The organism is uncultured Tenacibaculum sp., from assembly GCF_947504135.1.
Taxonomy (GTDB): domain Bacteria; phylum Bacteroidota; class Bacteroidia; order Flavobacteriales; family Flavobacteriaceae; genus Polaribacter.
Genome location: NZ_CANNGG010000004.1, coordinates 96,609 through 109,387, shown reverse-complemented (window position 1 = coordinate 109,387; position 12,779 = coordinate 96,609). Strand labels below are relative to the sequence as shown.

General features: G+C 31.9%; 12 protein-coding genes and 1 riboswitch. Of the genes, 4 read left to right on the top strand and 8 right to left on the bottom strand.

What is annotated here, in order from left to right:
- Nucleotide 1: 1 nt before the first annotated feature.
- Nucleotides 2-547, bottom strand: a complete 546-nt coding sequence (locus tag Q0663_RS09420) for a TlpA disulfide reductase family protein (protein ID WP_299009996.1) — start codon at nucleotides 545-547, stop codon at nucleotides 2-4.
- Nucleotides 548-768: 221 nt separating this feature from the next.
- Here Q0663_RS09420 and gcvT point away from each other — a divergent pair, with 221 nt between their 5' ends.
- Nucleotides 769-1,851 (top strand): glycine cleavage system aminomethyltransferase GcvT, encoded by a 1,083-nt coding sequence (gene gcvT / locus Q0663_RS09415; protein WP_299009993.1) that lies wholly within the window; start codon nucleotides 769-771, stop codon nucleotides 1,849-1,851.
- A gap of 260 nt (nucleotides 1,852-2,111) precedes the next feature.
- Here gcvT and Q0663_RS09410 read toward each other — a convergent pair whose 3' ends face one another.
- Genes Q0663_RS09410 through Q0663_RS09395 form a run of 4 tightly spaced genes read right to left on the bottom strand, consistent with a single transcriptional unit; the run spans nucleotide 2,112 to nucleotide 6,402 of the window.
- Nucleotides 2,112-3,212: an efflux RND transporter periplasmic adaptor subunit gene (locus Q0663_RS09410; protein ID WP_299009990.1), complete on the bottom strand. Its 1,101-nt coding sequence runs from the start codon at nucleotides 3,210-3,212 to the stop codon at nucleotides 2,112-2,114.
- A gap of 33 nt (nucleotides 3,213-3,245) precedes the next feature.
- Nucleotides 3,246-4,463, bottom strand: coding sequence for an ABC transporter permease (locus Q0663_RS09405; RefSeq protein WP_299009988.1), 1,218 nt, complete (start codon nucleotides 4,461-4,463; stop codon nucleotides 3,246-3,248).
- A gap of 2 nt (nucleotides 4,464-4,465) precedes the next feature.
- Nucleotides 4,466-5,695 carry an ABC transporter permease gene (locus tag Q0663_RS09400; RefSeq protein ID WP_299009984.1) on the bottom strand — a complete coding sequence of 410 codons (1,230 nt, stop codon included), beginning with the start codon at nucleotides 5,693-5,695 and terminating at the stop codon, nucleotides 4,466-4,468.
- 2 nt (nucleotides 5,696-5,697) lie between these two features.
- A complete protein-coding gene (locus Q0663_RS09395) occupies nucleotides 5,698-6,402 on the bottom strand; it encodes an ABC transporter ATP-binding protein (protein ID WP_299009981.1) in 705 nt (234 codons plus the stop codon).
- 149 nt (nucleotides 6,403-6,551) lie between these two features.
- Between Q0663_RS09395 and Q0663_RS09390 the strand changes: the two genes are divergently transcribed.
- Nucleotides 6,552-6,965 carry a thiol-disulfide oxidoreductase DCC family protein gene (locus Q0663_RS09390; protein ID WP_299009978.1) on the top strand — a complete coding sequence of 138 codons (414 nt, stop codon included), beginning with the start codon at nucleotides 6,552-6,554 and terminating at the stop codon, nucleotides 6,963-6,965.
- Between the two features lie 63 nt (nucleotides 6,966-7,028).
- Here Q0663_RS09390 and Q0663_RS09385 read toward each other — a convergent pair whose 3' ends face one another.
- From Q0663_RS09385 to Q0663_RS09375, 3 genes are all read right to left on the bottom strand, one after another.
- Complete coding sequence (locus Q0663_RS09385; protein WP_299009975.1) at nucleotides 7,029-8,084, bottom strand: YncE family protein; 1,056 nt, start codon at nucleotides 8,082-8,084, stop codon at nucleotides 7,029-7,031.
- A gap of 3 nt (nucleotides 8,085-8,087) precedes the next feature.
- Complete coding sequence (locus tag Q0663_RS09380) at nucleotides 8,088-9,959, bottom strand: TonB-dependent receptor (protein WP_299009972.1); 1,872 nt, start codon at nucleotides 9,957-9,959, stop codon at nucleotides 8,088-8,090.
- Between the two features lie 30 nt (nucleotides 9,960-9,989).
- A riboswitch (cobalamin riboswitch) is annotated at nucleotides 9,990-10,185 on the bottom strand.
- A 9-nt stretch (nucleotides 10,186-10,194) separates the two neighbouring features.
- Complete coding sequence (locus Q0663_RS09375) at nucleotides 10,195-11,133, bottom strand: ABC transporter substrate-binding protein (RefSeq protein WP_299009969.1); 939 nt, start codon at nucleotides 11,131-11,133, stop codon at nucleotides 10,195-10,197.
- 101 nt (nucleotides 11,134-11,234) lie between these two features.
- Here Q0663_RS09375 and Q0663_RS09370 point away from each other — a divergent pair, with 101 nt between their 5' ends.
- Both Q0663_RS09370 and cobT read left to right on the top strand, forming a co-directional pair.
- The gene (locus Q0663_RS09370) at nucleotides 11,235-11,738 is read left to right on the top strand and encodes a bifunctional adenosylcobinamide kinase/adenosylcobinamide-phosphate guanylyltransferase (RefSeq protein ID WP_299009966.1); all 504 of its coding nucleotides are present in this window, start codon (nucleotides 11,235-11,237) and stop codon (nucleotides 11,736-11,738) included.
- Nucleotides 11,739-11,741: 3 nt separating this feature from the next.
- Nucleotides 11,742-12,779, top strand: a complete 1,038-nt coding sequence (gene cobT, locus Q0663_RS09365; RefSeq protein WP_299009963.1) for a nicotinate-nucleotide--dimethylbenzimidazole phosphoribosyltransferase — start codon at nucleotides 11,742-11,744, stop codon at nucleotides 12,777-12,779.

Below are 12,779 nucleotides of genomic sequence, written 5' to 3'. Positions count from 1 at the left end.
TCTATTGTAGTAATTCGTCTAACAAAATTCTAAATTTATCACTATTCCAATCAGCAGGTCCTTTTTTATCTACGACAATAGTTCCATTCTTATCAATTATAAACGTCGCAGGAATTGAATTGCTTACTAGTTGATCTGGTACTTTTGATAAAATGTTATACGTTGGTAAATCATACCCTTTGTCTTTATAAAAAGCCTCAATAGTTGTCCAATCTTCGTTACTCACAAATACAAATTCAACCTTGTCTTTATAATCGTCATATAACTTTTGAATACTTGGCATTTCGGCAATACAAGGTGGACACCAAGTTGCCCAAAAATTTACAAAAACTACTTTATCTTTTGTTTCATTAAAATCTATATTCGTAGTGTTTAACCCTTTTAATTTCCAGTTATATTCTACTAGTTCTTCTCTTTGTTCTTCAGTAATGGTTGAAGGTGAAAACGAAACCAATCGAATAAAATAGACTTTTGTTGGCGGATATAGTAACAAACCAATAATAACGACAAATACAATGTTTGAGATTGTTTTTCTGTTGAATTTCATTAAATTATTTTTTGTTTGAATTGTCGTTTCAAATACTAACACATTACAACAATTACTTTTCTTTAATCTTTTCTCAAATCTACCACTCTTAACGAAGACTAAGAAAATATTAACAAACATTTGGGTAATATCGTTCTATAATATTAAACACATCCGTCCCTTTTGTTTGCTAATTTTTCAATACTTTAGCAACACTTTTTTAAAACAAACAATACAAAATAATGAAAAATACAGCTTTATCACATGTACATGAGGCTTTAGGAGCAAAAATGGTTCCTTTTGCAGGTTATAACATGCCTGTACAATACGAAGGAGTAACTGCTGAACACGAAACTGTTAGAAAAGGAGTTGGTGTTTTTGATGTAAGTCATATGGGAGAGTTCTTTTTAAAAGGAGAAAATGCATTGGCTTTAATTCAAAAAATATCTTCTAACGATGCTTCTAAATTAGTTCCTGGAAAAGCACAGTACAGCTGTATGCCGAATGCTGATGGAGGAATTGTAGATGATTTAATTATTTACATGATTGCTGAAAATGAGTATATGTTGGTAGTAAACGCTTCTAATATTGAAAAAGATTGGAACTGGATTTCTCAACACAACGATTTAAATGTTGAAATGGAAAACCGTTCTGAAGAGTGGTCGTTATTAGCTATTCAAGGGCCAAAAGCAGCAGAAGCAATGCAGTCGTTAACTTCAGTTGATTTATCGAATATTAAATTTTACACTTTTGAAATCACTGATTTTGCTGGAATTCCGAATGTAGTAGTTTCTGCTACTGGATATACTGGTTCTGGTGGATTTGAAGTATATGTAAAAAATGAAGATGTTGAACAACTTTGGAACAAGGTTTTTGAAGCTGGTAAAGATTGGGGAATTAAGCCTATTGGGTTGGCTGCTCGTGATACTTTACGTTTAGAAATGGGATATTGCTTATATGGTAACGATATTGACGATACGACCTCTCCTTTAGAAGCTGGCTTAGGATGGATTACTAAGTTTACGAAAGACTTTGTAAATGCTGAAGCTTTAAAAGCTCAAAAAGAAGCGGGTGTTACTCGTAAATTAGTTGCATTTGAATTAACTGAACGTGGTGTTCCTCGTCATGATTACGAAATTGTTGATACCGATGGAAACAATATTGGTCGTGTTACTTCAGGAACGATGAGTCCGTCGTTAGGAAAAGGAATTGGATTAGGATATGTTACTAAAGAAAACTCTAAAGTTGATAGTGATATTTTTATTCAAGTTCGTAAGAAACAAATTCCTGCTAAAGTAGTGAAGTTACCTTTTTATAAAGGTTAATAATATATCTAAAAAAAGCAGCTTTTAAAAAGCTGCTTTTTACCCCTTATTTAAATAATTTAATTTCTTCCCCAATAAATTAAATTAAGTGCTCTTCTTAGCTTGAGCACTCCAAATATCTACAACAAAAGAGCTTTTTCATCTTTAACTTCCTCGAATGACACCTTTTTGGATATGAGTGTATTATATTATACCTTAAAAGTAAAAAGCAGCTCTTAAAAGAACTGCTTTATAACTATTAATCAACTATTTATATGTTTTTAATCTTTCTTTTCATCATCTTTCGATACTTTATTCCATATTTTGATTTCATCATCAGCTGTGATTCCTTCCAAAATCTCAACATTAACTCCGTCTGAAATCCCTAATTTAACATCTCTTTTTTCAAATTTTTGATCTCCTGTTTTTACTTCTACATAAGGTTCTTCTGTTTTTCTATCAAACTGTAATAAAGCTTCTTTTATAGACAAAACACTATCTTTTTTATTTAAAACTATTTCTGCATTAGCACTATATCCTGCTCTAATAAAATGTTCTTCATCTAATGAAACATCTGCTTTAATTTTAAACTGTACTGCTCCGCCTTCATCTGTTCCTTTAGGTGCTATAAAGTTTAGTACTGCAGGAAATTTTTTGTCTTCTATAGCCCCTAAAGCTACTTCTATATTTGTTCCTTTTTTCAATTTCCCTACCTCAGATTCATCAACTTGACCTTCAAAAATCATTTTTGTCATATCTGCAATAGTAGCAATGGTAGTACCTGCATTAAAATTATTAGATTGAATTACTTGGTAACCTTTCTTTACAGGAATTTCAACAACCATACCAGAAGTGGTAGCTCTAATATTAGTATTAGCTCCTGAAGAACCTGCAGATCCTCTTTTTATAATTTGATAATCATTTTGAGCATTTCTTAAATCATTTTTTGCTTGATTGTACGATAATTGTGATGCTTCAAATTCTTGACTAGAAATAACACCTTTGTCAAAAAGTTTTTTATTTCTATCGTATTGAGTCTTTGCATTTTTAAGCTGGATTTGTACTGAGTTAATTCTTCCTCTAGCGCTTTGTAATGACTGTTCATTAGGTACAACACGAACCGTAGCTAATAAATCACCTGCTTTAACAATAGCTCCTTCTTCAACTACAATTTTATCTATAATACCTGCTATTTGAGGTTTTATTTCAACTTCTTCTAAAGGCACTACTTTTCCCGTAGCTACACTCTTCTTTACAATAGTAGCTTTGAAGGGTTTTTCCGTTTCATATTCAATTGGTGATGCGCTGTTCTTTTTACCAAACCATATTAACACCGCTATTAATGCTAACGCTATCCCACCAAAAACGATTGTTCTTTTCATTTCTTTATATTTATTTTCTTGTTAATTGACTATTTATTCTTCTCTTAATGCTTCTATGGGTTGTATTATTGTTGCCATATAAGCGGGTATAAATCCTATTAAAGTTCCTAAAACTATTAATACAGTGTAAGCTATTAGTACTATAGGAATATCCACAGTTGGATTTGTTAATAAGTCTAGTGCATTTATTCCCATTAAAATTAATCCTCCAGCTATAATTCCAAGAGAACCTGCTAACAAGGTTAAGAAAACTGATTCTAAGATAATCTGTTGTCTTATTTTTCCTGGCGTTGCTCCTAATGCTCTCCTAATTCCAATTTCCTTGGTTCGTTCTTTTACCGTTATCAATAATATATTACCAATAGCAAAAACTCCTGCTATTAAGGTTGCAATCCCTACAAACCAAGTTAAAAACTGCATTCCTGTTAAAAAACCTGTTACTTTAGCTATTTCTTTTCCTAAGTTAAATCCTCTGAAAGCTCTATTATCATCAGGGTGTATTTTATGTAGTCTTTGTAACAAAACTTTTACATCCGCTTCTACTTGTTCAATATCATATTCAGGTTTTCCTGTGATAACCATCCAACGAAATTTATCTCCCTGATTGTAAACAAGTCGAAATGTACTAAATGGTATATGAATATTATTGGTACCTTCAAACCTACTTGGTTTATATACGCCTATTATCATATAACCAATGTTGTTTATTTTTATGTAAGAACCTAGAGCTTCTTCATCTTTATCAAATAATTGCTTGTAAACTTCATCACTTATTACACAAACTTTTTTATTTTGATTAATATCTTGTTGATTGATAAATCTGCCTTCTATTAACTTTTTCTTCTGTACTTTGTCTAATAAAGGGTAATCTCCAAAAACTGTTAAATTAGCTGTTTTAAGACCATATACAACTTGACTTACAGTTACATTTCTAGGAACTACAAACTCTACACCTTCTATTTCGCTTCTTATTTTTTCTACATCTCCTGTTGTTAAATTAATTTGTCTTCCTTCTTGAAAGCCTTTAAATGGTTTTGATGTTTTACTTCCAGACATAAAAACACTATTCGTTGCAAAATCACCAAACAAGTTATTAAATCCATTTTCTATTCCTTTAGCCGCTCCTAAAAGCCCTACCAATAAAAGTATTCCCCAAAAAGCTCCAAATATTGTAATAGCTGTTCTTGTTTTGTTTTTACGAATACTTCCGTAAATTTCTTGCCAAGTGTCTGAATCAAATAAAAATTTCATAATTAATCTGCTCTTAAGGCTACAATTGGTTTAATTTGTGCCGCTTTCTTTGCTGGCAAATATCCTGCTATCATTCCTGCTAAAATCAAAGTAATAGTCGCTCCAACAACTACAGGTGTTGATACTCCTGGATTTAATATAAAATATTTTTCTAAACTAGGCCCTACTAATTCTAATATTCCTACCCCCAACATTAAGCCAAAATACCCTGATATTGCAGTAATTAAAATAGCTTCTAACATAATCATTGATACTATAGATTTTGGAGTTGCTCCAATTGCTTTTCTTATTCCTAATTCTTTAGTACGTTCTTTAACAATGTATACCATTATATTGCTTATACCTACCACACCAGCTATTAAGGTTCCGAATCCTATAATTAAAATTAGAATACTTAACCCTACCATCATACTCGATACTTCTTTGTTACCTGATGCATAATTATTAATTCCTATTCCTCTTTGATCATTTGGTGAAACTTCATGCTTCTTCTTTAATTCTCTATGCATTTTATTACTAAATGCTAGAGCTTCATCTATACTCATTTCAGGATTATAAGTCATTCCAAACTCATCAACATAATCATTATTACCATAAATTTGTTGCATGGTAGTAAATGGTATGTATATGTAACGTTCATCACTATCTCCTCCTGGGTCTGAAAAAACACCTATAATTTTATAGATAATCCCTCCAATGTTTAGTTGTTTTCCATAAGCACTTATTTGACCAAACAAATCTTTCTCTACCATACGGCCGATAACAACTACTTTAGCTTTTTCATTAATATCACGAATATTTAAAAAACGCCCTTCAGTAACTTCAGCTGATTCTAACAAATCATATTTTGGGTACACACCTCTTATCGTATAACTATCTTCCTCCGTTTTATAAACTACTTTTGCTGTTCTTTGTAATCGAGGACTAATCATTTGAATTTTATCAGAATATTTTTCTTTTAAAAACTTAAAATCTTCATTTTTAAACTGAATTCTTCTACCAATTTGGTGCCCTTTATAAGCTTTTGTTGTTGTATTAGTCCATATATATATTGAATTAATAGCATCTTTTGCAAACTCATTTTTAAATGTATTTTGTAGTCCATTACCTATTCCAAATAATAGGGTAAATAATAAAATTGCAAAAGCTACTGTAAAACCAGATAAAGCAGAACGGAGTTTATTCTTACTTATACTTTGAAATATTTCTCTCCAGCGATCTAAATCAAACATAATTAAATTGCTTTTGCTTTATTCGTTGCTGTTTTTGTTAACTCATCGCTAATTATAACACCATCTTTTAACCGAACAACTCTATTAGTTTGTTCTGCTACTTCTTCTTCGTGTGTAATTACAAAAACAGTCATACCTTCATCGTTAATTTCTTTTAATAAATCCATTACCGAATCGGTTGTTGTAGAATCTAACGCCCCTGTAGGCTCATCTGCTAATACAACTTTTGGCTTGGTAGCTAAAGCTCTTGCAATTGCTACACGTTGCTTTTGCCCTCCAGAAAGTTCATTTGGTAAATGATTTGCCCACTCTTTTAGCCCTACTTTTTCAAGATACTCTAAGGCTATTTCTAATCGTTCTTTTCTACCAACTCCTTTATAATACAATGGTAAAGCAACATTTTCTAGAGCTGTTTTATAGGAAATCAAATTGAATGATTGGAAAACGAATCCTAAAAACTTGTTACGCAATACGGCAGCTTTCTTTTCATTTAAGTTTTCTATTAACTGTCCGTTTAAGTAATATTTTCCTTCATCGTGTGTATCTAATAAACCTACAATATTTAATAAGGTAGATTTTCCAGACCCTGAAGACCCCATAATTGATACAAATTCGCCTTCTTTTATATGTAAATCTAATCCTTTTAAAACATGAAGTGAGTCTTTTCCTATAGGATAAGATTTGTGAAGATTTTCTATTCGAATCATAGTGTTAGTTAATTTTTAAATAAAAAATAAATACTGACTTTTCTAATCTACTAATAAATTATTGTTAAATCGTTATTTACTTTCTTACAAGACGCTTAATTTTGATTTATGTTACAAGTTAACACTTAATTTTTTGAAAAAAATTAAATATGAACAATTTACCTAGTAATAAAAAAGTGATTTTATTTGATGGTGTGTGTAATTTATGCAACGATAGTGTGCTAAAAGTTATAAAATATGATGTCAAAAATCAGTTTGTTTTTACTTCTCTTCAATCTGATATAGGAAAGGAAATTACTGAATACTTAGGGGTTGATACGTCAAAAATAGATTCTATTATTTTATACGAGCCAAATGTTGTTTATGATATTAAATCTACGGCTGCGTTAAAAATTATGAATGATTTTGGCGGAATATGGAAATTAACGCAAGTTTTTTTGATCTTTCCAGAGGGTCTCAGAAATATTGTATACGATTACATTGCTAAAAATCGTTACAAGTGGTTTGGAAAAAAAGAAGCTTGTATGATTCCTTCTAAAGAAATACAAGAAAAGTTTTTATAAAAAATAAGCTCACCAAATTGGTGAGCTTACACATAGCAATATTTCCCTTTTCTGGGGGACGACTTAATTAAAATAAATTTTTGAAGCTCCTAAAGCAACTTCTTTCGTATCTTTTTTAGTTTTAGCTGATAAATCATAAATATCCAATTTACTATTACCTGAAAAGTTAGCATCTAATACAAAAACTTCGTTATTCCTTACTCCTAAACCATAAAGGTATCCTGAATCTGTAGTGAATAATTCAGATGCTGGTAAAGTAGTAGCATTCACATCTGTTTTATAAATGCTATTTCCTAAATTGTAATAAATATCATTACCTTCTAAAACCATTTGAGAAGGGTGCTCTCCTTCATTGAAAACTAATTCTGAAACAACCTCATTACTAGCTGTATTTATAAAAGAAATGGCAGCTATAGTTTCGTCTCCTGTCCAAGCAGCTTTACCTGCAGATAAAACTACTAGATTACCTAAACTATCTAAATACAATTCATCTGGATTGTCTTTAACTGTTATTTCTTTTACTACTGATTTTGTAGCGATATCAATTACAACTACTTTATTGTTAGATCCAAATGCTCCTAAGTGAGAAACATATAATTTCCCGTCTTTAGCAATAATTCTTTCTGGCCCTAAAGCTACTTCTACTTTTTCTTCTACTACTAAAGAGTTTAAATCTACAATTGCAACAAAATCATCGTTATCGTTATCTGTAGCTCCCCAGTTAGTTACATAACCTTTATTACCTACTACAGTCATATATCTTGGTGTTGACAAACCTGTTGTAATTGTTCCAGCTTTATCAAAAGTATATCTATCTACTACTGTTACTGTATTTTGGTTATCAGCTACTATATAAGCTCTATCGTCGTCAAATGCTATAGACTGAACGTACTCTCCAAACTCAGCATTATTTACTTTTTTATAAATTGTATTTTCTACAATTGATAAATCATTAGATACAAAAGAAACAGATCCTGATACAGCTGTAGTTCCTTCACCGCTAATCAAAATTCCGTCTTCATAATCTCCTTTAGGTAAACTAGGTGTTGGATCATCACTACATGACGTAAAAAGGATACCTCCTAAGAATAATAATCCTAATAATTTAGTTATTTTCATTTGTTAAAATTTATAATTGATGTTTATGTTAAAATTTCTCTGTGGCATAGGCCTCCTAGGCATAACCATATACTTCTCTCCTAATACATTGTTTACCTTAATACCTAATAGTAATTGTTTTTTTTGAGTTTGAAGGATTTCATACTCAGTCCCCACATTAACTATAAAAAAGCTAGGAACAATAAAACCATTAGAATTGTCCTCTGTAGTATATACAGCTCCATTAAAAAGTGACTGAGCAAAAAGATTCACTTTTTTATAGTTTACCGATAAGTTACTATTCAATAAATGTTTAGGCACAAAAGTTAAATATTTGTCTGTCTCACTATCTTTAGCTAAAACATAAGAATAATTAGAGCTTGCATTTAATTTATACTCACCTAAATCAATTTTATAACTCAAACTAGCTTCTATACCTTTGTTTTGAGTTTCATTTAAATTGATGGGAACCCAAACCCCAGGTCTGTTTGAATCACCAGAAGGTGTCCAGACTATCTTGTCTTCTGTATTAATTAAATAAGCTCCTAGATCAAAGTTTAAACCTTTACTTGAATATCCTAATCCTACCTCTCCTTGAATAGAGGTTTCTGGGATTAAATTTTCATTTCCTTGCCCTGGCCAAAACAAGTCGTTATATGTTGGTACTCTATAATTTTTCGATCCGTTAACTCTTACATACCATTTCGAAATAGGCGTTACTTTTATACCAGCAGCATAAACAAACGGAACCTTATAATCAGAATTAAAATCCTTTCTTAACTTAACATTAAAAGAGATTTTTTCATGCACATCTTGAGTATAAACAAGATACTGAGAAAACTGTTCTCTATTTTTCTCTTTAATTACATCTGTACTACCAAAAGCAGATTCATACTCTGAAAAAGACGAAATCTTTGCTTTAATTCTAGGAAGTTTATAGTTCAGGTTGTAAGACGCTATTACTCTTCTCGATTTTCCATAATTAAAATTATCAGAAAATTTATTAGAGAAATATTGATACTTCTGTGTTAAATATGCTAGCTTTACTTCATGTCCTATCCTATCCTTTTCAAAACCATACACCAATAAGTTTCTTTGGTTAGAGTCTATATATTTTTCTCTTGCTGAAGTTGGATTAGGTAATGTTCCTGAGAAATGACGCTCGCCAGAAAAACTTGTACTATAAAATTTTAATTCAGATTGATTATTGAATTTATATCCGAAGCCTAAGTTAATTCCATAGTTTTCATAAGCTCCATTGGTATTTCTGTACTCAGAATCGAACAATTTAAAATCGTTTTCTGAAGAATTTCTAGAAACTCCCACTCCTATACTATACTTTGAATTGGAGATTTTTGACTTAAAAAGAGAATTGAATGTATTGTAACTCCCTCCTGTTAGTACAAATTGATTATTTACATTAAACTCTTCTGTGTAATTTAAAACATCATTTAAATGCACCGTTCCTCCTATTGCTCCTGAACCATATTCTATACTTCCTCCTCCTTTTCTTACATCAATCGCGTCATTTAGGCTTACTGTTAAAGAATTAAAGCCTGTTTGACCATTGTTTATAGAATTTATATTAATTCCGTTCCATACAACAGCTGTATTGGAAGCACTTGTACCTCTAAAGCTTACAGAACTTGTACCTCCTTTTCCGTACTCCTTTAAATAAATTGATGAATTGTATCTTATTAAATCAGTAAAAGACTCAATATTTCTTGTCAACACAGAATCTGAAAGACTTACAACATGCTGACCTATGGAGTTTTCTTTTAGTTTTTTTGTAGCATTGATGATAACTTCATCTAACCGATAAGAAATTGTATCATTTTGTCCTACCAGAACAACCACATAAAAAAAAGAAAAAAATGTAACTACTTTTTTAGCCATATTCTACCAAACTTTTATCCCGAAAGTTTTAATTAAATTATAATAATTGGCAGGTCTCCTGGCTTGCGTCTTGTAACATACCTTCCCATTAAAAAAACAGTGGTTTGAGTATTTGTTACAAGCTTTATAGCTTACAGTTGCGGGAACAGCTTCGGTTTTGCACCGAATTCCCTTTTAATTCTCTTTAATAGGTGATTAAAGAAAAACCAAAAATCTCGGCAAATGTATAGTATTCTTATAAATTAGCAACAATCAAGTCGTGATAATTTGCGAATTTTGTTTGTAAGTTCTCTGGTAGTGTATAATAACCTGGATGAATCATTTTTGCTAAGCATTCAATTCCTTCCACCAAAGTACCAGCAGAAGATTGTGTAAACATCGCAAAGTCGGCTATATACACTTGTTTATTTTTTACAGCTCTTAAAGACGTCCATTCTTCTCTCTCTTCTAAAAACTTCATATCTTCAAGTGTTCTCTCAATTCCGTATCCGCAAGGAGCAATAATTAATACCTCTGGATCGTACTTTACGATTTTATCCCAAGAAATTACAATACTATCTCCTGATGGATGCGATAATAAATCGATTCCACCTGCATACCCTATTTGATGAGGAATCCAGTGTCCGCAATTAAACAACGGATCAATCCACTCTAATAACATTACACTTTTCGATTGGATTCTATGTTCACGTTGCACATCTACAATATCATAAATACGCTTTTTCAATCCACTCACATACGCCTCTCCTATTGCTTCCTGCTTCATAGCTTTTGCAATGGTTAACGCATTATCAAAAACATCTTCTAAAGAGTTCGGAGTAATAGAAATTAATTCAGGAACCTTTGGTAGTTTGTAAGCTGATTTTGCCACAGATTCTGTATCTATCTGGCAAACATCACATACATCTTGTGTAAAAACAATATCTGGAGCAATACGTTCTAAAACAGGTTCATCAACATAGTACAATGTCTTTCCTTCTGCCTTGGTTTTAGAAAAAATAGCCGTTATTTCTTTACTCGTTAGTACTTTTCCCTCCAACTTATATCGAACAGCCACTTCTTTTTCTTGTAAAGCTACTTCTGGACACTCAAAAGTAATTCCGTTTAAATAGTTCTGTAAGCCCATGTCATAAATCATTTGGGTTACTGCTGGCATAAAAGAAGATACTGTCATAATTCGTAGTTTTAGTTCAGCAAAAATAAACAGTTCTCTATTTTAATTTGTTTTTTATTAAAAATCTTTCCAATCTTTGTGTCAAAATAAAATGCGATTTCATGATATATTATATCTCAGGAGGTGAACGCTCAGGTAAAAGTAGCTATGCTCAAAAGTTAGCAGAATCTTTATCTGAAACCCCTATTTACCTAGCCACCTCTCGTATTTGGGATGAAGATTTCAAACAACGAGTTGACAGACATATTTCTGATAGAGATGAACGTTGGACCACTGTTGAAGAAGAAAAATGGTTAAGTAACGTAATTTCTGAAAAACAAACTGTCGTTGTTGATTGTGTTACATTATGGCTAACAAACTTCTTTGTGGATACAAAATATGATATTGAAAAAGCATTAGAAATTGCCAAAGAAGAAATCAATAAATTGGTTGAAATAGACGCCAATATTATCATTATTTCAAATGAAATTGGTATGGGATTACACGCCAACTCCGAATCTGGAAGAAAATTCACACAACTACAAGGCTGGACAAATCAACACATAGCTAAACTAGCTGATAAAGCCACTTTTATGGTATCTGGACTTCCTTTAACTTTAAAATAACACATGACAACAACAATAACTCCCCTATCAAAGGATTTACAGAACGAACTTCAAGAAGAAATCAACTTTAAAACCAAACCAATTGGTGCTTTAGGTACTTTAGAAAGTATTGCCATGCAAATTGGTTTAATTCAAAATACCACTAGCCCTGTGTTATCAAAACCTACTATTATGGTTTTTGCAGGAGATCATGGAATTGCTACCACAGGAAAAGTGAGTCCTTACCCACAAGAGGTTACGCAACAAATGGTGTTTAACTTTTTGCAAGAAGGTGCTGCTATTAATGTGTTTTGTAAACAAAATAACATTCATTTAAACATTGTAGATGCTGGTGTGAATGCTGATTTTGAATTAAACCCACAACTTACCAATGCCAAAATAGCAAAGGGAACGCAAGATTATAGCACTACTAAAGCTATGACCTCAGAACAATGCCAAGAAGCTATAGAAAAAGGAAGACAGTTGGTAAGAAAGGTGTATAGTGAAGGTTGTAATGTTATTGGTTTTGGTGAAATGGGGATTAGCAACACATCATCTGCGGCTTTGTTAATGAGTTATTTTTCCAATACACCTATTGAAAACTGTGTGGGTAGAGGTACCGGAGTAGATGATAAAGGACTACAAACAAAAATCGACACATTATGTGAGGTTTATAAGTTACACGTTCATTCTATTTCAACACCTATGGAAGCGTTGACTGCTTTTGGCGGATTTGAAATTGTAATGATGTGTGGTGCTATGTTAGAAGCCGCTTCTTTAAAAATGACCTTGCTTATTGATGGTTTTATTGTGACTGCTGCCCTGTTAGCCGCTCATGCCATGGAATCTGATATTCTAGACTATTGTATTTTCTGTCATAATTCAGGGGAGCGAGGACATCAAAAAATGTTAGACTTCTTGAATGCTGAACCGCTTTTAAATTTAGGTTTACGCTTAGGTGAAGGAACAGGTTGTGCAGTTGCCTTTCCTATTATTCAATCGAGTGTGAACTTTTTAAACGAAATGGCTACTTTTAAAAGTGCCAATGTTAGTGAAGCCTAG